The 23271-nt window shown below is 49.6% G+C and carries 26 protein-coding genes; 6 read left to right on the top strand and 20 right to left on the bottom strand.

Annotated features, from left to right (window positions below):
• Nucleotides 1–15 precede the first annotated feature (15 nt).
• Nucleotides 16–2901 carry a DEAD/DEAH box helicase gene (locus EIH22_RS02795; protein WP_235001745.1) on the bottom strand — a complete coding sequence of 962 codons (2886 nt, stop codon included), beginning with the start codon at nucleotides 2899–2901 and terminating at the stop codon, nucleotides 16–18.
• Nucleotides 2902–3218: 317 nt separating this feature from the next.
• Between EIH22_RS02795 and EIH22_RS02790 the strand changes: the two genes are divergently transcribed.
• A complete protein-coding gene (locus EIH22_RS02790; RefSeq protein ID WP_124054284.1) occupies nucleotides 3219–3956 on the top strand; it encodes a hypothetical protein in 738 nt (245 codons plus the stop codon).
• A gap of 239 nt (nucleotides 3957–4195) precedes the next feature.
• Nucleotides 4196–5359 (top strand): ADP-ribosylglycohydrolase family protein, encoded by a 1164-nt coding sequence (locus EIH22_RS02785; RefSeq protein ID WP_124054283.1) that lies wholly within the window; start codon nucleotides 4196–4198, stop codon nucleotides 5357–5359.
• A 140-nt stretch (nucleotides 5360–5499) separates the two neighbouring features.
• Here EIH22_RS02785 and EIH22_RS02780 read toward each other — a convergent pair whose 3' ends face one another.
• The 4 genes from EIH22_RS02780 to EIH22_RS02765 are packed head-to-tail and all read right to left on the bottom strand — an operon-like array spanning nucleotide 5500 to nucleotide 8706.
• The gene (locus EIH22_RS02780; protein WP_124054282.1) at nucleotides 5500–6423 is read right to left on the bottom strand and encodes a PRD domain-containing protein; all 924 of its coding nucleotides are present in this window, start codon (nucleotides 6421–6423) and stop codon (nucleotides 5500–5502) included.
• Nucleotides 6424–6428: 5 nt separating this feature from the next.
• On the bottom strand, nucleotides 6429–6914 hold the full coding sequence (locus tag EIH22_RS02775; RefSeq protein WP_200829150.1) for a PTS sugar transporter subunit IIA: 486 nt from the start codon (nucleotides 6912–6914) through the stop codon (nucleotides 6429–6431).
• A gap of 11 nt (nucleotides 6915–6925) precedes the next feature.
• The gene (locus tag EIH22_RS02770; RefSeq protein WP_124054281.1) at nucleotides 6926–8482 is read right to left on the bottom strand and encodes a PTS transporter subunit EIIC; all 1557 of its coding nucleotides are present in this window, start codon (nucleotides 8480–8482) and stop codon (nucleotides 6926–6928) included.
• A gap of 11 nt (nucleotides 8483–8493) precedes the next feature.
• Nucleotides 8494–8706 carry a hypothetical protein gene (locus tag EIH22_RS02765; protein ID WP_124054280.1) on the bottom strand — a complete coding sequence of 71 codons (213 nt, stop codon included), beginning with the start codon at nucleotides 8704–8706 and terminating at the stop codon, nucleotides 8494–8496.
• Between the two features lie 293 nt (nucleotides 8707–8999).
• On the opposite strand from EIH22_RS02765, the gene EIH22_RS02760 reads away from it, so the two are divergent.
• Nucleotides 9000–9209, top strand: a complete 210-nt coding sequence (locus tag EIH22_RS02760; RefSeq protein ID WP_235001744.1) for an antitoxin — start codon at nucleotides 9000–9002, stop codon at nucleotides 9207–9209.
• A gap of 164 nt (nucleotides 9210–9373) precedes the next feature.
• Here the strand turns inward: EIH22_RS02760 and EIH22_RS02755 are convergent, their stop codons facing one another.
• The 5 genes from EIH22_RS02755 to ahpC all read right to left on the bottom strand — a co-directional run bounded on the left by EIH22_RS02755 (nucleotide 9374) and on the right by ahpC (nucleotide 13118).
• A complete protein-coding gene (locus tag EIH22_RS02755; protein ID WP_124054279.1) occupies nucleotides 9374–9742 on the bottom strand; it encodes a hypothetical protein in 369 nt (122 codons plus the stop codon).
• Nucleotides 9739–10212: a TetR/AcrR family transcriptional regulator gene (locus EIH22_RS02750; protein WP_124054278.1), complete on the bottom strand. Its 474-nt coding sequence runs from the start codon at nucleotides 10210–10212 to the stop codon at nucleotides 9739–9741. Before EIH22_RS02750 ends, EIH22_RS02755 begins: the two co-directional genes overlap by 4 nt.
• A gap of 63 nt (nucleotides 10213–10275) precedes the next feature.
• Entirely contained in the window at nucleotides 10276–10878 is a 603-nt protein-coding gene (locus EIH22_RS02745; protein ID WP_124054277.1) for an LURP-one-related/scramblase family protein, read from the bottom strand.
• A gap of 132 nt (nucleotides 10879–11010) precedes the next feature.
• Nucleotides 11011–12555 carry an alkyl hydroperoxide reductase subunit F gene (gene ahpF, locus EIH22_RS02740; RefSeq protein WP_124054276.1) on the bottom strand — a complete coding sequence of 515 codons (1545 nt, stop codon included), beginning with the start codon at nucleotides 12553–12555 and terminating at the stop codon, nucleotides 11011–11013.
• A complete protein-coding gene (gene ahpC / locus EIH22_RS02735; RefSeq protein WP_124054275.1) occupies nucleotides 12555–13118 on the bottom strand; it encodes an alkyl hydroperoxide reductase subunit C in 564 nt (187 codons plus the stop codon). The genes ahpF and ahpC overlap by 1 nt, the downstream gene beginning before the upstream one ends.
• Nucleotides 13119–13666: 548 nt before the next feature.
• Here ahpC and EIH22_RS09130 point away from each other — a divergent pair.
• The 3 genes from EIH22_RS09130 to EIH22_RS02720 all read left to right on the top strand — a co-directional run bounded on the left by EIH22_RS09130 (nucleotide 13667) and on the right by EIH22_RS02720 (nucleotide 15232).
• The gene (locus tag EIH22_RS09130) at nucleotides 13667–13864 is read left to right on the top strand and encodes a helix-turn-helix domain-containing protein (protein WP_124054274.1); all 198 of its coding nucleotides are present in this window, start codon (nucleotides 13667–13669) and stop codon (nucleotides 13862–13864) included.
• Between the two features lie 279 nt (nucleotides 13865–14143).
• Entirely contained in the window at nucleotides 14144–14845 is a 702-nt protein-coding gene (locus EIH22_RS02725; RefSeq protein ID WP_124054273.1) for a HipA domain-containing protein, read from the top strand.
• 75 nt (nucleotides 14846–14920) lie between these two features.
• Nucleotides 14921–15232: a hypothetical protein gene (locus EIH22_RS02720; protein ID WP_124054272.1), complete on the top strand. Its 312-nt coding sequence runs from the start codon at nucleotides 14921–14923 to the stop codon at nucleotides 15230–15232.
• Nucleotides 15233–15351: 119 nt separating this feature from the next.
• Here EIH22_RS02720 and EIH22_RS02715 read toward each other — a convergent pair whose 3' ends face one another.
• From EIH22_RS02715 to EIH22_RS02670, 10 genes are all read right to left on the bottom strand, one after another.
• Nucleotides 15352–15648: a hypothetical protein gene (locus EIH22_RS02715; RefSeq protein ID WP_124054271.1), complete on the bottom strand. Its 297-nt coding sequence runs from the start codon at nucleotides 15646–15648 to the stop codon at nucleotides 15352–15354.
• Entirely contained in the window at nucleotides 15641–15940 is a 300-nt protein-coding gene (locus tag EIH22_RS02710; RefSeq protein WP_124054270.1) for an ArsR/SmtB family transcription factor, read from the bottom strand. Before EIH22_RS02710 ends, EIH22_RS02715 begins: the two co-directional genes overlap by 8 nt.
• A 92-nt stretch (nucleotides 15941–16032) precedes the next feature.
• Nucleotides 16033–16653, bottom strand: a complete 621-nt coding sequence (locus EIH22_RS02705; protein ID WP_124054269.1) for a response regulator transcription factor — start codon at nucleotides 16651–16653, stop codon at nucleotides 16033–16035.
• Entirely contained in the window at nucleotides 16650–17774 is a 1125-nt protein-coding gene (locus EIH22_RS02700; RefSeq protein ID WP_124054268.1) for a sensor histidine kinase, read from the bottom strand. Before EIH22_RS02700 ends, EIH22_RS02705 begins: the two co-directional genes overlap by 4 nt.
• Nucleotides 17775–17898: 124 nt before the next feature.
• Nucleotides 17899–18654, bottom strand: a complete 756-nt coding sequence (locus EIH22_RS02695) for an ABC transporter permease (protein WP_124054267.1) — start codon at nucleotides 18652–18654, stop codon at nucleotides 17899–17901.
• The gene (locus tag EIH22_RS02690) at nucleotides 18651–19484 is read right to left on the bottom strand and encodes an ABC transporter ATP-binding protein (protein ID WP_124054266.1); all 834 of its coding nucleotides are present in this window, start codon (nucleotides 19482–19484) and stop codon (nucleotides 18651–18653) included. The genes EIH22_RS02695 and EIH22_RS02690 overlap by 4 nt, the downstream gene beginning before the upstream one ends.
• Nucleotides 19485–19658: 174 nt before the next feature.
• Nucleotides 19659–20123: a type III secretion system chaperone family protein gene (locus tag EIH22_RS02685; RefSeq protein WP_124054265.1), complete on the bottom strand. Its 465-nt coding sequence runs from the start codon at nucleotides 20121–20123 to the stop codon at nucleotides 19659–19661.
• Between the two features lie 203 nt (nucleotides 20124–20326).
• Complete coding sequence (locus EIH22_RS02680) at nucleotides 20327–21913, bottom strand: ABC transporter permease (protein ID WP_124054264.1); 1587 nt, start codon at nucleotides 21911–21913, stop codon at nucleotides 20327–20329.
• Nucleotides 21913–22854: an ABC transporter ATP-binding protein gene (locus EIH22_RS02675; RefSeq protein WP_124054263.1), complete on the bottom strand. Its 942-nt coding sequence runs from the start codon at nucleotides 22852–22854 to the stop codon at nucleotides 21913–21915. Before EIH22_RS02675 ends, EIH22_RS02680 begins: the two co-directional genes overlap by 1 nt.
• 2 nt (nucleotides 22855–22856) lie before the next feature.
• Nucleotides 22857–23195 (bottom strand): SemiSWEET family sugar transporter, encoded by a 339-nt coding sequence (locus EIH22_RS02670; RefSeq protein WP_124054262.1) that lies wholly within the window; start codon nucleotides 23193–23195, stop codon nucleotides 22857–22859.
• Between the last annotated feature and the right edge of the window lie 76 nt (nucleotides 23196–23271).

The following is a 23271-nucleotide window of genomic DNA, read 5'->3' as shown; positions in this document are numbered from 1 at the left end:
AGTTCTAAATGAAATTTACTTTACGATTCGCCAACGAATCGTAAACAGTTCTTCCTGTGTTTCGGTACCCTTCAAAGAGTCTTCCACAGAATCGAGGTAGTTTCTCGACTCTTTGCGGAGTTGACGTTTTTGCTCGCGGAAAGAATCTTCGGCGTCGTCGATCTGATCCTCGAGACGATCTGCTTTTCGTTTGAGCTTCAAGCTCTCTAGTGCGTCGTCGGTATTTTTTGCGTCCTTACGTAGCTGCTTGATTTTGGCTTCGAGCTCTCGCATGAGCTTCTCATGCTCAGCTTTGCGGTCTTGTAGATTGCGATAGGTGACGTCTTCTTGCTCAGAGTAATAACGCGAATTGCGATGCTTGACTTCTTTATAGAGGGATTCGGCCTGTTTTTCTAGTGCTTTGCTTAAAGAGGCTATATCGACGTTACTGATGGCTACCGTCTGAACTGCTGTCAAATTTAAGATGTCATCCACGTATTCACTGTCGAGTTTCTTCCCGTGGGTAGTTCGGCCAGCGGAAATAAGGTACGACTCAGATAGATCTTGACCTTGGGCGAATATCGAAAAGGTTAGCTTCCGAACCGTCAAGATTCCCGATTGACCAGCAAGCTCGCGCACGGACTTGGTAGCGCGAGGAGACTTGCTAATACTGAACTCAATTTCCGCCTCTGGGGTATGGCTCTGCAAAGCTGCGTCAATGACGTATCGAGCGAGCGGGCTTGCGTAACGATACTGGTGAGCCTGGGGAAGAGGGCTGGATTTGAAGAAATATTTGCCAACTTTTACTCCCTCAACGGGTGCTCGGTTTAGGGAGAAATTGTGTGTATCAGAATCAAAAGTCGCGTAATCGGCGAGTTCGTAGCGTGTGAGACTCATCAGTAAGCGCTCGAATTGATTGAGCACTTGGTCCGACTGCTTGTCGTAATTCTTCAAACGATCTTGCACGTGTGGATCGAGGTGATCGAAGACTTTCGTCTTCGCCTTCTTCATCTCTGCGTCAATTTCGCTTGCATATTGTGCTTCTAGCTGGTCGAACGCTGCACTGATCTCTTCCGCCGTCTTAAATTCGGCAAGAATAGCGGCGACTTTTCGTTCCATATCTAAGCCGTCTTCAATACTGCCGAGGATCTCATCGGAAGCTCCGAATACCGAGCTGAACAGTTGAAACTTTTCAGTAAGAAGCTCAAGAATTCGCTGCTCTGCGACATTCCCCTTGTTAAGGAAGTTTGCAATCACCACATTGAACTTCTGGCCGAATCGGTGGATGCGACCAATGCGTTGCTCAACTCGTTGAGGATTCCACGGCAAATCGTAGTTGATGAGCATTGAGGCGAACTGCAGGTTTACGCCTTCGGACGCTGCCTCGGTAGCGATCATAATTTTTCCATGATCACGGAAGTAATCCACGAGAGCTTTACGCCGATCAGCTGAAGGATTTCCAGTAATGAGATCGGTATCAGCATTCTCTTCAAGCCAGTCACGGTAAATCTGGTTAGCTCGCGGAGAGTTATTCGTACCGTTGAAAAGCACGAGGCCATCTCCATAGCCAATCTCAGTGAGATGCCGTTCCAAATAGGCCTGAGTCACCGTTGAATCGGTAAAGATAATTGCTTTTTCTGGAGCGCCAATTTCACGAAGTTTGGCGAAACCCTGTTCTAGGGCGTCGCGTACATGAACTGCTTTTTGGTTGACGGTTATGGATCGAGCCAGTGCTGCGTAGCTATGGAGCTCATTGATTTCTGCTTCGATTTCTTCCTGAACGTTACGATCAGAAAACGGGTTTTGTTGCGCGTTGATGTTTTCCAGTTCTTCGAGTTCGTCACTTGTTAAATCGAACTGTTCATCTTCAAATAAGTTGCCACGCCGGTTGCGAAGCTGCCCAGCATCTAGTTCCGATTGTAAACGGTTCGCAATATTCTCCAGGGTGTGGGCAACTGCGTAGGTTGACGATCCGAGGCGTTTGCGAATAATCGTCGCAGAAAGGAATCGTTGAGAACTCGCGAATGCATATAGATCGTCGCGCTGGAGGTAGGAGTCTACGAGCTCATAGAGGCGTTTTTCATCGTTTGATGGCTCAAACTCCACTGTTATAGGAATGCGCTGAGTGAAACGGATATACTTTTCAGCGTCACGGCGAAGTGTTCGTTTCGCGATGGTGCGCACTCGTTCGGCGAGATCGTCGCCGCCCACTAGTGAGCGGTTTTTGATATACCGCTCGCGAAAAGCGTCAAGCGAATGGAAAAATTCGGTATCGAACGTCGAAACTAATCCGTAAAGCTCCTCAAGGCGATTCTGGAGAGGTGTAGCGGTAAGTAATACAACTTTGCTAGCTTGACGGAAAACCTGAGAGATTGCGCTCGCCGTCTTCGCGTTACCGGACCAATAGTTACGCAGACGGTGTGCTTCGTCTGCGACGATAATATCCCAGTGACGCAATAATGCTTCTTGGTTTGATTTTGCGAACTCGTACGAAACGATAAATACTGTGGGATCAGCTGAAGGGTCGTGTTTGCGAAGCTTATCTTTCGTTTTACGATCGATTAGTTCCGCAGGGAGCATGAATTTTTCCCACAGCTCCTGCTTCCACTGTTGGCGGAGGCTGGCGGGGGCAATAATCAATATTTGACGTTTACGTTCAGCCCAGAATTGGCTGATAACGATTCCTGCTTCGATGGTCTTACCAAGGCCAACTTCGTCAGCTAGGATAATTCCCTTCATGTATGGCGTTTGCAGAGCGAAAAGAGCAGCGTCGATTTGGTGCGGTTTTGGTTCTACTTGTGCATCAAAAAGCAAGCCGGCAAGTTTTCCAACATGTTCATTGGAATATGAACGTTCCAGTTGGTGAGCGAAATATTTTGCCTGATAATCATTCAGGGAAATGGTGCTGGCCTCATTGCCCACAGATGCTCCTTCGTTGTGCTAAGGCGTACTGAAAATTATACATATTCGAGCACGTACATTTCTTTCTTGATCGAAAAGAAAACGTAATCATTAATATTTGTTGGATTAAGTGTATGCGAATGTTGAGGTCACTGACGGATCTCGGTTTTTGAAGAGTTCCTCGAAGACTCGCAGGTGAAGGAAAGCGAAAGTAATACGTGGTTCGATATTCCGTAGTCGATAAGTAGGATGAGATCAAGAAATAAACGCAAGATTTATTAATGATCTAGGCTAAAGTTTCGGATTTAAAGACATCAGTGATGGTAGGTGGTGTATCTATGAACAATCTATACAACGACAGATTGACAAGGCAGCAGGCGTTTTATCTGATTGAAGAACTGGATTCTGCGAAACGCTTATTGCAGTACGGTATGCATACGCTCAGATCGGCTGATTTTATTGACACTACGCGTGAGCCTGTACTGACGTTGCTCTCGATAGGTGTTGAAAAATTATTGAAGTTGGCGCTTGGTTATGTCTATCTGGATAAGAATCGTGAATGGATACCTGCCAAAATTCTCAAAAAAGATTATGGTCATGATCTAAAAAAGATGGATGCCGCACTACGACGAGTAATTGAGGAAGGGATAAACAAAGCAACGCATCCTCAGTACGTTAAAGATGCCTTACACGAGCTCGAAAGGGATCCTTTGTGGCCCTTGATTCTCGACACGCTTGACCGTTATGGGAAATCTGGACGTTTTTATTATCTTGATGCGCTTGGTGACAACCCTCAAACACAGGAAAGTCCGAAAGACTATTGGGAGAAGGTTGAGAATAAGGTGATAGAAATGGATCCAAGTTTGCAGGATCACTTACATCGGTACATCTCGCGTGAGTGCCGTCGTGAGGAGTATATCCAAACTCTGACCGCCAAAATAGCTGAAAGTTTGGAGACTTGGCGCGAGTTGATTGCAGTTGCGGCAAAACAAGGAGTATTGGGAGATCGTGCAAAAACCTTGGGCTGTGATCTCAAATTAGCAGAGCGTCAAGTTGAGGGAGATGCTACCAATTGATTTAGGCTTGCATAGCTTGAGTGGGGCTAACTAAAATTAGGATTTTTCCTCAATATAGAGGATTCGTCTTCTTGCGCGGTAGCATCAGAAATTGGCTAACGTTTCCTGGCGAAAGGCTCCTTCGCCGGGTCATAAACCGCAAAACATATTCCCCAGCTTATGAGCACTCGCGAATATACTGGACTTGGCAGCGTCGGGCCATCGTTCTGGCGCAACTAGTCCACTGAAAGCAGGTTCTTATGGGTATACACACAACCAGCGCGTCCGGCATCGGGTCACTCACTGCTTCCCAGATAACGTCTGCCCTGCTCGGTGCAGCAATAGGCGATGCCTTTGGCGTGCCATTCGAGTTTCTGGACGCGGACCAAGTCGCCAAACACCCGCTCGACGCCATGTATGCTGCGAGTGAGGTTGATTCAGCCAATTCTCGGCCGCGCCGAGCGGTACCTGCTGGCGCTTGGAGTGACGACACCTCCATGGCTGTAGCCACAATGGAATCGATTATTTCCCACCAGGGCCGCCTCGACCTCACCGATATCATGCGCCAATTCTTAGCCTGGTGGGAGGAAAGAAAATACTGCTCCATCGAGCGTCCATTCGGATTGGGAATGACGGTGATGATGGCGCTCGGTCGCTTCCAAGGAGGCGCGCCCGCCCTTGAATCCGGTGCAACACGTGTGCGCGACAACGGCAACGGCGCCCTCATGCGCATTTTCCCGATCGCTCTTCACTTGGCAGCCGGTGGGCATGCATCTGCCGGTGGCTACGGGGCAAGCTGTGGACACACAGCAACAGGTGAACATGTGCCAACGAGCGAGCGTGCCGAAGCCACCGCACCCAACCCCTCTCGCGAACAAATCCTTTCCCATGAACCGCCGCCTTCCCGCGACCACAGATGGAACGTCGTCTCCCAAGCTTCGCAAATTACGCACGGACACGCGATCTCCCAGCTCTCGTGCATTATTTTCTGCGAATTTCTCTGGGGGATACACGCTGGTCATGACGTCACGCGGGCGTACCAGCGCGCCGTCGCCCTCCCATACAGCGACTGGCGCCCAGACGATCCACAATGGCAGGAGGCACTCGCGGCGCATTCAAAAATCTTCAGTCCTGAGTTTGTGTCGATCACTCCTGCGGACTTCACGGCGTCGGCGTACGTGGTCGATACCCTCGAAATCGCGTTATACTCGCTGTTGCATACGACGTCGTACCCCGAAGCTATCCGCACCGCCGTCCGCTTCGGTGGCGACACCGATACTTACGCGGCGATCGTGGGCGCAGCAGCGGGCATTGCGTATGGCGCCGAATCGATCCCACACAAATGGCTTGACGTCGTTAAACGCCGTGACTACCTAGAAGACCTATCGAAACGCTTTGCCGGTGTGCATAGTCCAGGTTTGTGAATTCGTGTTGCTGAATGGCCACCTTGTCCAGAAAAGTATATACACTGAATCTATCAGCGCCCTCCCAAGGTTACTGACCAGAAATATTTCGGTCTTCCTAAAATGCGGAGGGCCAATCTGTACCCACACACCAACTCAACCTACGCCCCCAACTCCGACTCATAGAGCCGTGCCAAATGTAGCCCCAAATATCCCACTTCTTCGCGAGATAGCTCATTACCCAGGGCTTTCCCAATAAGCTCGGCCACCTGCTGCGCGGTAGTGGCCGCACCGGGCGTGGAGCGCAGCACGGCGTCGTAAACATCCACGCCATGCGGGGTGCGACTGTGCCGCACCGTCCGCACAATCAAATACCGCAAATGCGTCACAAAACGCGAAGCATTCACCGACTCCTGATCAATCTCCACGTCCCATTTCCCTTCAAGCAGAGCAAACACGTCCTTGATGACGCTGGTCATCGCAACTGTTTTCAGCAAATTCCCGTTCGCCCACCGGAAATTCACATAATGCAGAGCAAACGCCACCCACTCGTCTTCTTGAAACCGCACACCCAGTTCAGTTTCGGCCAGCCTCTGCGCTTCTTTTCCTAAGCCCGCTTCACTCGGAAACAGCGCCATGACCTCCCATTTCAGAGCGAAGTCTACGGTTATGCCCAGCTCTGCTCGCCGCACGGCGGCCGCCAAGTGGTCCAAGAGCGCCATAAACAATATTTGTTTGCCTGGGCGGGATGCGTCCGCGCCAGTATTCCCCGACGATGCCGCCGTAGCTCCAGCGGCGCCAGCCTCGCCTACAGCCACAGCACCAGCCACGCCCTCCGGCGTCGCCAACTCCACCATCCGACGCGTGACTTCAACCTGCTCGAGCGTGGCCTCACTCAGCAAGCCCGCCACCTGCGCGGCTTTGTGAAGCGAGTCGGGCACAAAAGTGCGCGCTCCTCGGGAGTCGATCAAATCCCCAGCCTTGCGCTGAAAACCGATTCCCCTCCCGAGGAGCACAACTTGATCTCCTTCACGTTCGGCTAGCACAACATTGTTGTTATAGATGCGCACAATCCGAACGTACATGGAACTCACGCCTCCAATGCGTGCAAAATTGCCACAGGCTCACCCGGCTTGGCGGCCAGGTTGAGTTCTGCGATTTCAAATTTTGCCTTCGACGTGTTCACAACAGGCGATATCATTGACGGTACTTTTCCGGCGACGTCCTCCGCCACGCATACCACTGGATCACCAGCCTTCACTGCGTCGCCTACCTGTGCCAAGGCTTCGAAACCTTCGCCTTTGAGCGCAACGGTGTCGATACCGATATGAACCAAAATTTCGGCTCCCTCGGGGGAACGCACTCCGAATGCGTGCAGGGTCGGTGCGAGCATCGTTATTTCGCCCGCGATTGGTGAAGCAAAGACGCATCCTGTGGGCGCCACAGCGAAGCCCTTACCCAGGATCTCGCCAGCGAACACCGGATCGGGAACCTCAGCAAGCTCAAGTAAATTCCCAGGTACGGGCGCGAAAACCTTGACCTCTGCCGTCTTTTTCATCCAATCAAACAGTCCCACGTTCTAGCCTTTCAGTCGTCGATACCGAGCGATTCGTTAATCACGTTCTTGTACAATATCGCCTTTGCACCATACACCGCTTGTACGCCGCCACGGACTTCAAACACGTCCGCTGCACCAAGTCGTTTGAGCTCGGTTTTGTCCACCTTCGAGCCATCTTTGACGGCTACGCGCAGGCGAGTGATACAAGCGTCCACGTCCTCGAGGTTTTCCGGGCCGCCAAGGGCTTTCACGATCAGTTCGGATTCGGCTTTGAGCTGGGCGTTCTTGTCGGTTGCGCCCGAAGCTACGCCCGACGTTGCGTTCGAGCTTGCGTCCGTTGTGTCGTTTTGTGCCGACGACGCCGGTGCCTCAGCGTCGTCGAAACGGCCAGGAGTTGGCACGTTGAAACGGGTGATCAGGAATCGGAAAACCACGTAGTACAGGCCAAACCACAGCAAACCGACTGGAATCACGTAGAGCCAGTGGGTCTTAGACTCACCTTGAAGCACACCGAACAGGAGGAAGTCGATCACGCCGCCCGAGAAAGTGTTGCCGATCGAAATGTTCAAGATATCAGCGATAAAGAACGATACGCCGTCGAGGAAAGCGTGAATAACGTAGAGCCACGGTGCCACGAACAGGAACATGAACTCAATTGGTTCGGTGATGCCGGTGATGAAAGAGGTGAGCGCCACCGAAGCGAACAGACCGGTGTACTTTGCGCGGCGATCCTTAGGGAGCACGTGCCACATAGCCAAGCAGGCGCCGGGGAGACCGAACATCATGGTAGCGAAACGACCTGCGAAGAAGCGCGTTCCTTCGGTGAACAGACCCACGTGACCAGGGTCTGCGAGCTGAGCAAAGAAGATCTTCTGAGCACCCTCAATGGTGTGACCAGCAACAACTTCAGTTCCGCCGAGTGGCGTGTACCAGAACATCGGATAAATCATGTGGTGCAAGCCAACCGCACCAGATAGACGCATGAGGAAGCCGTAGAAGAAAGTTCCGATTGCGCCCCAACCAGCAATTGCTTCACCAGCGGAAACCATAGCGCTTTGGATTGGTGGCCAGATCAGGAAGAACATGCAGCCCACGAGCATACCTGCCAAGGTTGCGGCGATTGGCACGAAGCGTGAGCCGCCGAAGAATCCGAGGAACGGTGGAAGCTGAATGTTGTGGTAACGGTTGTGAAGCCAGACGGCGATAGCGCCAATGACCAGCGAACCTACCACGCCAGTGTCGATTTTTCCTTCTGGATCACGCAACGTCATGAGTGCGTTCATAGTGCTTACCATCACCAAATATCCGGCGATACCAGCTAGTGCGGCAGTGCCCTTGTCTCGTTTCGCTAGACCGATACAAAGACCAATCGAGAGCAGCAGTGCGAGGTTTGCGAAGATCGTGTTACCGGCGGCGCTCATGACTGAGAAAATCGCCTGCAAAAATGCGTTGTCGAGAATCGGGTATGCCTTGACGGTGTTGGCATTAGACAGTGCTCCACCGATACCGAGCAACAAGCCCGCTGCGGGAAGAATAGCAATCGGCAACATGAAAGACTTGCCAAGTTTTTGAAGAGTTTTAAACATATTTCCGCTTTTCACTTAGCGTCGCGACGATGTGACGCGCAGATGAGTGCATGGAAACGTTTGGCGCTATCGCCGTTCGTAACGTTCATCAAACCTACGATGGTTGGAACATGTTTCAATCCAGCACAAGCAACGCTCATGAGAGCAATAGAAGTGAAAAACGAGCAGAATACCGGAGGTAAAGGCGCAAAACGTCCATACAAAGGACATAATGTAGAATTCACGCGAGAATCCTAGGCGATCAGGTCTTGCCTTGCGTCACAATCCTGAAACTCGTGAAACAAGAGTAACACGCATATTTACGAAGGGCAAAGACTTGATGTGAAGTGCTTTGAATCGAATTTTGCGCGGATTTTCGCAAAAGAAAAATATAGAATAAATGTGTGTACTGATTGTTGAAGTGTGTGTGATAAGCCTGCACGTTTAACTGCGATGCCCACTAAGCGAATATCACCTGACTTGCCCATAAAAGTTCTTCACGATAAATGAATATTGAGGCAGGTAAGGAGGTTCTTCAATGATCAACATAGAAGGGGAGACCATGAATTTTGACGATCTCAAAAATAAAGCCGTTGAGGCTCTTGACGGCATCAAGAATGATGAAGAGAAAACTGACCAGGCGCTTGACGTGATTCGTGACGCCGCGGATAAGCTCACTGGTGGAAAATATGCCGATAAGCTCGATTCGGTACGTGATACTGCCGACGAAAAACTAGGTTCGGAGTAACGCTTATCGCGTTGCGATGTTCTGAATAAGCTGGGGGTGTGGTGCAATTATTATGCACCACACCCCCAGCTTATTAGGTTCGCTCAAATTCTTTTGGCCTATATTTCGTTCTTGGTTTGTGTAAAAACACACCGTTTAATCTCGCTGTCGTGAGGGAGAGGGCTCTAGCGCTCTTCCCTAGCCGTCGCCCGATTGATCAAGTCCACTGTTTCGCGCGGATTATCCACGCTAACAACAATCTGGTTAAAGTGTTCGCCAGGCGCTAGCTGGATAACAATCGAATTTTCGTATCCGCTTACGTTCCAGAAATTCCGCTGGTTATCTACGTGAAATGTGCCAGCCAGCTTATTGCCCATTCGTAACCCAGGTGCTCGCACTCCCTTCGGTTCATGTTTCACACCCGGATCGTGGGTTGCTCCGCGCACATTCGCCAAGGGTACCCGAATCTCCTGGCGTAAACTCCATACCTTATTCATGCCACATGGGCGTACAACCAGTTCACTGGGTGTAATGAAAACTTTGGTGGTAGTCATTTCTCTTCAACTCCTGTTTGTGTGAATGTATCGCTGTGAACGCCGTCGCTGGCTTTATCGATGCTACTTGTTTCTGTTTCCCGTGGCGAAGAACTGTTGGCTTGTGGTTCTGTTTGATCTAGACCTGCACGTGAAAGCAGAGCTAGACCGAGCGTAGTTGCAATTGAGGTGTGGGTTTTGATTGCAGGTTCAATGAGGTTTTGAACTGTTGGGTCATTCGGCGCAGCATCAAAAAGTGCCACCAAAAGTAATTCGATATTTTCGGGCTGGTCGAGTGACTCAAGAGCGTTATCAAGCACCTTAAGAAAGAGCCCGTACTTGCTGCCGAAAGTGTTATACAAGCTGCCACGGTGGACGCCAGTTACCTTGACGACGTCGTCAATAGATGACGCTTCGTAGCCTTTTGAGCGAAACAAAGCTGCACTTGAGTGAAGGACTTCAGTTAAATTAAAGGATCGATTTCTTCCCATAATTTAAGAATACCCATTCAAGAACGTTTAGTCAAGAATAGTCGTTCTAAAATGATTAGAGGTTTAGTTCCAATTGTTTAACGCGCCAGTGGAGCCATCGTTTTTATTTCGAATGCAGTCAAGAGCAACTGCGGAGCCGAGCATTGCAAGTTTATGTGCCGTTGGAGCCTCGGGATGCATTGTGAGTGCGTAGCGGCTATGCCCGAGTAATCCCTTTGCCAAACCAGCCCATTGGCGCGCAACAGCTCCCACTACTTGACCGTTTAAAACAAACTGGTATTCCATGCCCATGGGATTTCCAACCAACTCCATTGCTTGTCCATTCGCGAGAGTTATTTCAACTTTGGTGCGCAAGAATGTAATTTTCTTGATTAGGCTTGCCAGTGGATTCCCTGCATGATCAGTTATTTCATAGCGGTCTCGGCCAAAGTTAACTGTGTCTTCGATGTGGCACGCGATGGTACCGTCTAGCTCGCATAGGTTGAATGACCTAGCACCTAAAAGGAGACGCGAACCAACACCGCCCATGGTCTGGACTGATCCAATAGGATTTCCGGAGCCGTCAAGGATCTCGAAATCGTTTCGAGTAACAGAGTTGACCTGTTGCATGATGAAAGTGGTGTTATCCAGTAACGACGCAGGTACGGGATTCTGATCAATAGCCATAGCATTATTATCGCTTATTTACGTGAATTGGGGTGGTTTCGGTGTGCTGTTTACCGAAACCACCCCAGCTGAGGTTATCACTCACTAGATCTTGGCTATCACATAATCTAGTACCAACCGATTTTGATTTGGTTACTGCCTAATCAAGTAATCGAATGCTCCAAGTGAAGCATTGGCGCCGGCGCCGAGTGAGATAACAACCTGCTTGTATGGAATATCTGTTACGTCTCCCGCGGCAAATACTCCTGGCATTGACGTTGCATTGTGATCATCCACAACAATGGCTCCGCGCATTGTTTCGAGTGTTCCATCCAGCCACTCGGCGTTCGGGATAAGCCCAATCTGAACGAAAATGCCATTCACAGCTACGCTGTGAAGTTCTTCGTTGGCATCCTTGTAGGTGATTCCAGTAACTCCAGAATCATCGCCTTCCACGCTCTGCAAAGCGGCAGACGTGATAACACTGGTGTTCTTGAGTGAATCGAGCTTCTTGAGTAGAACGTCGTCCGCCTTCAGCTCTGGCATCAACTCAATAACAGTTACATGCTCTGCAATACCTGCAAGATCGATTGCTGCCTCGATAGCAGAGTTTCCTCCACCGATCACCGCAAGTGGTTTGCCCTTAAAGAGTGGGCCATCGCAGTGTGGGCAGAAGCTTACGCCGTTATTTCGGAATTCGTTTTCGCCGGGAACACCAGTGGTACGGAAACGAGCGCCGGTCGTAATAATCGTGCTCTTACCACGTAAGGTGATTCCGCCTTCGAAGTCCACCGCGAAGAGTCCGGATTCGTCCTTGTCGTGCAGCTTCTGGGCGTGCAGACCAGTCATGATTTCCACACCATAGCTGCGCATCGACTGCTCAAGCTCGCCACCGAGTGCGGTTCCACCGATCTTATCGATGACAGTAAGGTTCTCGATTGAAGCGGTATCTAGCACCTGGCCACCAACATTTTCCGTGGCCACACCGACTCGCAATCCCTTGCGGGCTGAATAGACGGCTGCTGTAGCTCCAGCAGGTCCGCCACCAACGATCAGCACGTCAAACGGTTCGGAGGCATTGAGCTTTTCTGCGCGTTTCGCGTTTGATCCAGTGTCGAGCTTGCTAAGGATCTCTTGGAATCCCATGCGTCCTTGGCCGAATGGTTCACCGTCCATGAAGACGGCGGGCACAGCTTTTATGCCACGCGCGTTTACTTCTTCTTGGTAAGCGCCACCTTCAGCAGCAGTGTGCTTGATCAGCGGATTGATGATGGAAATCGAGTTAAGCGACTGAACTACGGTCGGGCAGTTCTGGCAGGTAAGCGACATGTATGTGACGAACTCGTGTGGTTCGTCAATCGCTTTAATTGCTTCGATTACATCTTCGTCCGCGCGCACTGGATGCCCGCCAACTTGAACCATTGCTAGCACGAAGCTGGAGAACTCTTCACCCATGGGTAGTCCGGCAATCCGAACCGACACATCGGAATCAACCCGCGAAATGGCAAACGACGGCGTGCGTTCGTGCGAAACCTCGGTAAACTCAATGAGTTCGGATAGCTCTGCTACCTGGGTGAGCATCTCGCGCATCTGCTGAGAACGCTTTGAATCATCAAGCGAAGCCTCGAAGCGGATTGGTACCTTGACGTTGGTAACCAATCCCTGAAGTTGCTTAATTGTACTTTCGTCGAGGAACATCAGAGCTTTCCAGAAAGGTCGAATGAAGGAGCAAGGGTTTCTTCGCCTTCTTCCCACTTAGCTGGGCAAACTTCGCCTGGGTGGTTGTAAATGTACTGAGCTGCCTTAACCTTGCGTAGTAGTTCTGCGGCATTACGGCCAACACCTTCGGAGGTGGTTTCAACGTACTGGATGATGCCGTTTGGATCGATGACGATCGTGGAGCGGTCTGCAGCGCCTTCGCCTGGGCGAAGGGTTTCAAACGCCTCTGCGATTTCGCAGGTTGGATCGCCAACCATTGGGAAGGTGATCTTTCCGATGCGCTCGGACGAATCGTGCCAAGCCTTGTGTGAGAAGTGCTTGTCGGTGGAGAAGGAATAGACCTTTACGCCCATCTTCTCGAACTCGGCGTTATGCTCAGCCATGTCTTCAAGCTCGGTTGGACAAACGAAGGTGAAATCTGCTGGGTAGAAGAAAAGAATCGCCCACGATCCCTTGTAGTCTTCGCTAGAAACATCGACGAAATCACCGTTGTGATATGCGGTGCCTGACCATTCGGCTGCCTTCGTGTTAATCAGTGACATTTTTTCTCCTAGAGTATTCAGTCATTTTTCTTTTGTGCTGCAGTTGTTCCCCAAGAGGGGAGACGACGGCGGTTGAATTAAGTGCGTAACCACCAGTTATGCATTTCTGTGCTAAGTGGGAACGTTGTGTGAGTAGTCTGTGATCCCTCCGCAGTCGTCAGTGTTGTTATCTGGAACTATTCCAAATAATAACACTTGTACTCTACCGAGGAGTTGGTAGATTGCCAAGAGTGGCTATGTGTGTAGCCTCTACTTATTTCGCATGATCGTGCCAATTTGTAAGTGTTTGGCAAACTCAATTGAGACGTGTTGCACTATTTGGTTATGTAGAAATGCTATCGCTAACGAGTTTTTAAGATGTGTTAAATGTTTTATTTTTCTCTAGGCGCATAGTTTTCGTGTTTTAGGCTTGAATGTGTGCTTTCAAACCGATGTGTGAATTGGGCGATATGTTCTGGCTGGGATGGGTTTGTAGTGTGTAGTGGGGCGGAGTTGTTAGAAAAATCAAACATATTGACGTTGTTTGAAAAATCTAACAAGGGTTAATAATGGGAAAGTTCCGTAGCCGACCTCGATCTGCCCCTGATTTAGCGGTTGCTATCCGTGACGCTCGCGAGCAGCAGGGAATAAGTCAAAGCGATCTGGCAGAGCGCATTGGGGCCCACGGTCGTGGGTTAGTCAATTCGAAAACGGAAAAACGCTCAGTGCTAGCCTGGGTCGAGTATTTCAAATGCTCAACGCGTTAGGAGTTGAGGCTGAGGTAAGTTACCAGTTTTGTGAAATGCCTAACCGCTCATCAACAAATGCATCGATTCAGGAACATGATCGTGTGGAGAAAACCCAATTGTTGCAATTTGCTACTGACAGACTGTTTTCGGCTCAGCGCCCTTCCGTTCAGAGAGTTGAAAAACTACAGGAATCAATAGCAAGGTATTCGAAGATGTTTGAGGGGCTTGATCCTAAGCAGTGCATGGGGTGACGGAAAAGGCTACTTCTTTCACTACGATCTATCGGGTGAAGGACAAGTGTTTTCTATTTCTTTAAATATGCCGGTGAAAGTAGGTGGCTATGAAAATGCAGTTGTTGAACCGTTCCTGGCTGGTTTTTGCCCGATAGTGAATCGCAAAGGCGCGCAAATGGTTCCACTGCTTACTTCTGACATTGCACAACGCCTCAAAGAACTTCATGATGGGAATGAACCATCATGGATCTCAAAAAATGAACACTGGTCTTTAGCGGGCGCGCAAGAAAAATTTGCTTTGCATCGCTCGCAGTTCGGCGGGCAATGGTATCAAGTTACAGGATCGGTCCCTTCAACCCATATTTTAAAACCGGGAATTCTGAATCTGAAAGCTCAAGCCTTCGTAGAAGTGCTTTCCATGAAAACAATTCAAAAACTCGGGATTGAAGCAGCAACTACATGGTATGAGTCTTTTGATGGTGAAGTTGCACTAGTTAGTGAGCGCTGGGATCGTAAGGTTAAGTCTGGTGTTGTGCATCGAATTCTTCAAGAAGATCTTTGCCAAGCCATGGGGTATTTGCCTAGTGATAAATATGAATCCGTAGGTGGGCCGTCTGTTAGAGATATAGCTGTTTGGTTAACTCATAATGGCTTTGGAACTGAAGATGTTAAACAATTTGCACGTGCCTTGATTGTGAATTACCTGCTTTGTGCGACGGACGCACATGCGAAGAATTATGCCGTTTACTGGGAAAAAGGAACATAGCCTCGATTTGCGCCACTTTACGACGTCGCTTCAGCTTATCCTTACGATAGTCCGCGCGCGAAAAAGTGCCTTGCGATGAAAATTGGTGGAGAGAACCGTTTTCGAGGGATAGAGCTTCGGCACTGGTTAAAATGCGCCGATGATCTGGGGCTAAGTCGAGAGTTTGTGATTAATGAATTGGTTTCTCTCGCGGGGAGGTTATTGCCAGCCTTACTTGAAGCTCAGGGGGATATTTGCACCGAGTTGGCGCCTGTTCGAGGAGAGAATCCCTTGAATGAAGAGGAAAAGAAAGCCTTTAAAGAAATCTCCGAACAAAGTTTATCTACAGTCAAAACTATCCTTAGGTGGGTGACTGAGCCGGCGGAATCTGATGGTTCTGATGGTTAAGTAGCTCAATAGATTCAAAAAGCTCGGGCAACTAGGGAAGCTGCGCGTTTAGAACGCTACCCCCACAGAAGCTGCCCGAGCTTTATTTGATCAAGTATTAGCTTGGTTGCTTGACGAACTCAGTGCTCGTCGTAGTGTTCGCCGTGAGCTGCGTGGCGGTGCCCGTCGTGGATGTAATCGACGTGATCATCATGCTGAACTGCTTCGTGTCCGCAGTTCTCCCCGTGTGTGTGCTCAGCAACGGTATGCTCAGCAACTGCTTCGTGCTCGTCGTAATGATCGCCATGGAGTGCGTGATGATGGGTTCCGTGGACGTAGTCGATGTGGTCTCCGTGCTGGATCGCTTCGTGTCCGCAGTTCTCCCCGTGTGTGTGCTCAGCAACGGTATGCTCTGCGTGAATGTCCTTGTTAGTCATTGTGTTCTCCTTCGGTGACGTGGATAAAGGCATCCTCAACAATGTGTGCTACGTGGTGGTCGGCCAAAGAGTACACAACTTCTTTTCCTTGGCGGTTTCCGCTCACTAAATTAACCTGCTTTAAAGATCGTAAGTGTTGGGAAACAAGGGGTTGTGATAGATCGGTGGTTGCCGCCAGTTCGCTCACGGTGCAGTCTTTCTGACTAAGAGCCCACAGCACGATCAAACGTCCTTCGTTTCCGAGGGCTTTGAAGATCTTTGCGACCTGAGTTTGACCGTCAAGTGTTCTCATAGTTCTATCCAATCATACATATAAGGATATTGCAATATGTTAATGTTTTGGGTTTTGTTCTCAATAAGAACCTATCAAGTTTTATGAAAAAATTAGAGCCAGCCGTTGTCCTGTGCTAAAAGCGCTGCCTGCATACGCGTAGCGGTGTGGGTTTTCGCCATCGCTGAACTCAAATGATTGCGAACTGTTCCTTCCGAAAGGAAGACGCGACGCGCAATTTCAGCAATTGGGTCGCCACTTAAGGTTAGTGTCAAAAGTTCGCGCTCGCGTTCACTCAAAGGATTTGATCCCTCAATGAGTGCCGCAGTTGCCAAGTTTGAATCGATTACCCGTTCCCCTTCATGAAGACGACGAATTGCTTTCGCAAGCTCGCGCGCCGGGGTTTCTTTCACCATAAACCCCAGAGCACCCGCACTTAAAGCTCTCTGCAAATACCCAGGGCGTCCGAACGTTGTGAGAATTAGGCACTTGACCGAGGGGAACTCGGATCGAATCGCCGTCGTCGCTTCGATCCCCGTGCCTCCAGGCATTTCGATGTCTAGGATAGCAACGTCGATCGGGATTCCTTCCTCTTGGCATCTATGAATACTGGGGACGACGTCGGTGCCTCTGCCAACTTCACACACAACAGTGATGTCGTCTTCAAGTGAGAGCAGGGCGGAAAGTGCGCCACGGATCATCGCCTGATCATCTGCAAGAAGTACTCGAATCATAGGTTAATCCTAACCTCGGTTCCGGGGTGAGAATCAGTTACCGAAATGCTGGCTCCGGCGTCTTCTACCCGCTGGCGTAGGCCAGTCAGGCCGTTTCCGAAGCGACGCGAACCGATCCCGATGCCGTCGTCACGAATCACAATAGAATCGTTGGTGAGTTCTACGGTAATACGCGTGGCGCTTGCGTGCCGGATGGTATTTGTAGCTGCTTCGCGTAGTGCCCAAGCAAAAAGAATTCGTGCGCTGGGTTCAACCTCGTCCGGTGATCCTTCAACGGCTAGAGCAATACCGGCATCTGCCGCAATGGTATTGATAGAATCCAGCTCATGGACAAGCTGGCGCACACGTAAGCCAGAAACGGTGGCACGAACCTCGGCAATAGCTTGGCGTGATAGCTCGTAGATCGCGTCGATTTCATTCTTTGCTCGGGCGGGATCTTTTTCGATCAGCTCTCCGGCTAACTCGGATTTCAGAGCAATAGCGGTGAGGGTGTGCCCGAGTACATCGTGGACGTCGCGAGCGACTCGTTCACGTTCCTTGAGTGTTGCCGACTCTGCCACGATCTCTTGCTTCTTTAATCGAGTATTTTCGAAAAATATGGAGGCAGAAACGAATACGTAGGTGCCGAGAGCGGAAAACCCTACCGAGATTAGTCCAATATCGGTGATGAATGCAGGAATCCAGGTGGTAATGGTTGCGAGCATCCCTACATAAAAGTTCCAAGGCTGGGGGAGTGAAAAGACGCTCATTGGAACAAGGTAAACGATGAACGTCACCGAGATAGCCCCAAGTAGGTAGAACTGGACGAGGGTGATAGCAACTCCAGAAACTAGGAGTACAACCGCGCCAATTGATACCGACTTTTTAATATGGAGGTTGTTTTTGAACGAGACTGCCAACGAAGCGATATAAAGCAAAAGGAAGATAGCGGTTAAAGAGATTGACGGAATCTTGATCGAGTCTTCCGATTCGAGTGCCGCCGCTAACGGATACCACAGAAAAAATATCCAGGTGATGCCAATAAGAAATCCGACGACAGTACCTCGTTTGTCGATGGTATGTTCCGTTTGAGGTGAGTGTGTGCGACGCGTGGATACCGAAGTCGGAGTCTTAGGTTTCATAATTCTAGAGTACCGTTTCTGCCTGGGCTACTTGATTTAGCGCGATTGCTTCGTTTTGCGATATTGCCTATTTTGGTGAGACTACCTTGCTTGATGGCGAGGTAGTCTCACGAAGCAAGGTAGCTCAGCGAGAACGTGAGCGTTTGAATGCCCACACTGAAGCTAGTGCCAAGATCAGCGCCCAGGTCGAGATGTTTCCGAGTGCAAGGGCGAAGGACTCAGTGACGGGGCTGCCATCCATCGCGATGTTTTTGCCTTCTGCTACAGGCCAGCGTGCGATGACCCCGAGTCCGTAGAGCGGTGTGAACTTGGAGAGATCGAGCATAAAGCCAGAAAGCGGCATGAAGATATTGCCTAAGAAGGAAAGAAGTACCAGTGTTCCAGTTGCGATTGTGGTTCCGTGATCTGATTTAAGGGCTAGTCCGAAGAAAAGTCCGTAGAGTGCCATGACTAGTGCGCCTGGAACAATGATAAAGAAGCTGAGAATCCATGCTTGTAAGGGAGCTTCGGAGGTGGTGAAGAATCCAGTTCCGTATACGAGGAGCATCGGTAATAGCGCAACAATGGTTGCTACCAGCACTTTGAGAAGTACGAATTGTCCATCTCTCAGTGGAGTAAGTGAAAGCTGCCTTCCCCAACCTTGCATGCGTTCCACGGCGGCATTCGAAGCAAGAGCGACGGTCACCGAAACGGCGCCGTAGAGTGCCATATTGATCATGGTAATCATCGCGACGTTCCCGTTGCCGAAGGGATATTCGGCGTAATCGGTGGTGGATCCGAAGATGATAAACATCAAAAGTGGGATACCAAGTACGAAGATTGACGACGGGTCACGCAAGGTACGTTTTGTATCGATGCTAAGCATTTTTCCGAATTTCATTGTGCATCCTCCGAAGTTAGAGATACGAATGCGTCGTCAAGCGATGGTGCTGCGATTTCGAGGCTGTGGACATTTGGACGGGCAAGTAAATGACGAGCGAATTCATCTGAATTGGTGCTGAGTTGAACGTGCGTAACGCCGTCTTCAATCCAAGTAATGCGGCGCTGACCAGTGATATTTCGGATCTCCTTGACTGATCCATCTGCCACAATCTTTCCGTGATTCATTAAGACGATTCGGTCTGCAAAGTCCTGAGCTTCTTCTAGGTAGTGGGTTGCGAAGACGACGGTACGTCCCGCGGTTGCCTCTTCACGCATCGTCGTCCAAAAGGAGCGACGCCCATTGACGTCCATTCCGGTGGTGGGTTCATCAAGGATAAGGAGATCTGGGTTTGGGAGCAGGGCAAGGGCGAACTTCAGGCGTTGTTGTTCGCCTCCGGAGCACTTAGAAATCTTGCGATCAGCAATGTTTTCGATTCCCGCACGCTTCAGAGCAGAACGACCAAGAGTCTTATTAGGGTAGGTTGCTGCGATGTAATCAACGGCTTCTCCCACATACATATCGCGCAATAGGCCACCTGTTTGGAGTACTGCACTGATACGTCCTTGCGATATTGCTTCGCGAGGGCTTCCACCGAAAACTGTGATTTTGCCAGCAGTTGGTTCAGTTAATCCTAAGATCATGTCAATCGTGGTGGTTTTGCCTGCACCATTAGGTCCGAGGAAAGCGACGACTTCGCCTTCTTTGATGGTGAGGTTGATGTGATCGACCGCGGTTACTTTATCCGTCAGTCCGAATGTTTTCACTACATCGGTGATTTTTATGCTCATGCTTTTATATTCCCCGATCTAGGTCACTTGCGGAAGTACTACCTGTAAGGTTGTGGGCATGACAGATGTCATGCCCACAACCGAACAAAGTCAGCATTACTTTGAGCCGGGAGAATTCAAAAAGAAAGAATAGTGATGATGAAAAGATACGGACTTTACGACTCAGTTATGTACTTATTCGTGTGGTAAACCTTCAGGGAAAGTCATGCTCAATTTTTCGAAGAGTGAAGAACCAGTTGTGACCATACAGAGAATGTGCTGACGTAGCTGTTCGTCCGTTAGCCCAAATTCGTAGTCGACCGAATGCTCACAACTTACTCGCACAAGGTTATCGTCTGGATCGATAACTGTATATACCTTTGGCCAGATAGTTTCACGATTCCACGTCATGACCAGATCGTTTGCTTCAGGCAGTTTGGAGTTCTCCAGCGTTCCGTACCAAGTTCCGCGCACCATGAGGATTTCAGCTTTATTGCCGGTGATTCCGAAAAAGAAGAAACCGTGTTCCCAACCGCCTAAGATATCTCCGTCGTCGTCAACTTGATAGGTGCAGCCGAGTTTGTCTAGAGCTTGTTTAATTCGGTCTCGGTTAATCGGAGGGAGAGTTCCGGTTGATTCGGAATCATTAAAAAGTACCATGAGCTTCCTCTGCTAAATGATTGAGTTGATATGGTGTACGCCTATTTTTAGACCAAATACCTGCAGTAGTAAGTAAATCAAGGCTGTGCGCTTCACTTAGTAGATAACCCTATGCGAAAAAGTATTGCGAAGGCAGAAGGGAATGTCTTCTTGTTGAAAACTTGTGCCGCAACTCTTGGTGTGGACAATTACACGCAAACAAACTAAATGATCGCCCGTCGTCGGTACCCAATAAAAGAAAGTAAAGTCAGAGCCATCACTATGGCTAGGAGCACAAACGTTCCCTCCCATTGCGGCGCAACAGTAGAGAGGCTGGTTACGTGGTAGAAAGGGCTAACTCCAAGCACTTTGTTCGGGAGTTTGAATGACGGGCCTAAGATCGAAATGGCGAATGCAACCACGATTGATAACCACGATAGTGAACGAACACGTGGCCAAATTGCCACTGCAGCTACCGCAATCGCGTTGAGAACCCATACTGCCGAGGTAGTTACTAGAGCTTGCTCGCATACATGAAGAATCGAAATCAAATCGTTGTTTTTGTGGATAATTAAACCAAAGGTAATGCCCGAAATAGCCATAGCGATTCCAGTACCCACATAAACGAAGAGGATATTACTAGCTAGATATTTACCGCGAGACAGCGTTGTTGCCAGCAATGGTTCAGCGCGCAAAGCAAGCTCTTCGGAATAAAACTTCGTGGCAATTTGAGCACCAAGTATTGCCGCCATGATTCCAAGGCTCTGGAAAATCGAATAAATGAAAGTGTTTATCAAATCTGTTTCTGAGGTTGTACCCGCTGTCATCATCTGTGCCAAAGCAGGGTTATCTTTAAAAATCGAGGTGATTGAAGTAGAGAGGTTGCCAAAAATAAACCCAAAGATGCCGAATATGATCCACCATGAAATCAAGCTACCGCGGTGGATTCGCCATGATAGTGCGAGGATGCCGATCTTAGGAGCGGCAGGATTTCCGAGCCTTGGCCTGATGAAACCAAATCCGAAATCGCGCTGGGTATGCAAAATAAGCGCAACTGCAAGCAAAACAATGGAAAAAATAGCACACGGAATAAAGGGCCATATTAAGTGATCGGTTGCGGGTGCCGTTTTCTCTATCCAGCCGAACGGAGTGAGCCAAAGCGTCCAGTTGTCAGGTGATGTGGAGTCGATGTAGCCTCGAATGACATAAAAAATTCCCATCATGCTCAGCGAAAGAGTGTTTGCTATACGCGCTTGCGAACCCAGTTGGCATGCCACCGCGCTAACACTGGTAAACATAGCTGCCGAAGCGCAATAACCTGCGGAGATAATCGCAGAGGGAAGAACTTCACCTCCTGATAGCCAGGTTAACCCAAAGCAGGAAACCCCAAGTACAGTAGCTGTGAGTAGTCCCGCCAGCACCGGAGCGATTAGTCGCGCTTGACGAGTGACGACGCCGGATGCCACGAGTTCGCCCTGGCCTGAGTCTTCCTGTGCTCGCGTGTTCCTTGTAACGAGCAAGGTTGCCATAATTGCTGCGAAAAGTGCACCGAGCTGACCTGCTCGCCAAGCGTTGAATCCATCAGAGGTCAGCAAATCACGGGCGGGTCCGAAAATAATCGACATTGACGGATTTGATTGCATCGCGATCGAGAGTTCACGCCGTTCGGCAATATCGGGGAAAGCGACGTCATAGGCAAGAACTGACGAAGCAGATAGTGCTGAAATAAGCACAATCCACACCACAGTTTTCTTCCAGTCATATCGAATAATGGCGCGAAGCAGTTTCCCAGTTCCGGTAAGGGCATTCATTAGGCGCCTCGAGGCGTGGGTTCCGAACCGGCATCTCCAAGCGATGCAGTAGATGAATCTTCGTACTGAGTTAAGAACAGTTCTTCTAAAGTGGCTGGAGAAACAACCAGGTTGGTGATTCCAAAGTGGAGAAGTTCTTGTAAAGCCTGGTCAACTTTCAAAGGATTAACCTGTGCTGAAAAATGGTTTTTTGAATCGATGTGCACTCGATGGAAGATTGGTGACTTCTCCAGAGTTCTAGGAATTCGCGAAAGATGCGCCGAAATATTAACACGGGTTTGACCGCGCATCTCATCAAGTGTGGCGCTTTGAATAATTTTGCCCTTACGAATGATGCTTACACAATCTGCCAGTGCCTCGACTTCGCTAAGAATATGGCTAGAAAGAAGAACTGTTTTTCCAGCTTCTTTTTCTTTAAGGATTTCGTCTTGAAAAACTGCTTCCATCAGTGGGTCCAACCCAGAAGTTGGCTCGTCCAAAATGAGGATTTCTGCATCGGAAGCAAGTGCTGCCACAATGGCAACCTTTTGCCTGTTTCCCTTCGAATACTGGCGACCACGCTTTGTTGGATCCAATTCAAATCGTTCTATAAGCGCGTCGCGTTTTGTTCGGTTGAGTCCGCCACGCAGGTTGCCAAGCAAGTCAATTGCCTCGCCACCCGAAAGATTCGGCCATAAGGAGACGTCACCCGGTACATAGGCGAGGTGTTGATGGAGGTCGACGACGTCGTGCCACGGGTCTTTCCCGAGCATGGTGACGCTTCCTGCGTCTGCCTTCAACAATCCCAGCAGAACTCTAATAGTGGTGGATTTTCCAGCGCCGTTGGGACCTAAGAATCCATGAACCTCTCCAGCTTCAACTTTTAGATCCACACCTTGCAATGCAGTAAAATTGCCGAACTTTTTAATTAATCCCTCAATTGTGATAACTGGAGAATTCATCGTTAATCCATTTCAGAGGAAGTGGAGTGGGCGAGAGCCTCGTTCGGATCGAAAGGAGTAGCGGAAAAATCGAGCTGAGCACCGTTTCGATACTTGAATACTGCCCAGAGTAAGACTACGCCGGTTGCGATCGCCACGCCATTAGCGATCATGAGTGGCCATGATGCGGTTGCGGCACCGAGGCTGAACCATAAAAGGTAGCCGATGAAGAGGACCGTTACCCAAGCTTCTGAAATGCCTGAAGAATCTTTACGTTTCAGAATCACGCGAATCTGAAAGATAGGTGCGATAGACATGATAACGCCCCAGATTGTGGTGACGATTGAAAGGGCAGTGATCATGTTGGCTCCCAAGGTATTAGAGATGTAATTAATAAATCAACTGTTTTAACTATAGCTGAGAAAGAGCGCTTCTAAC

Origin of the sequence: Arcanobacterium ihumii (assembly GCF_900604515.1) — a bacterium.
Classification (GTDB): Bacteria; Actinomycetota; Actinomycetes; order Actinomycetales; family Actinomycetaceae; genus Arcanobacterium_A; species Arcanobacterium_A ihumii.
This window is presented reverse-complemented; position numbering and strand designations above follow the sequence as displayed.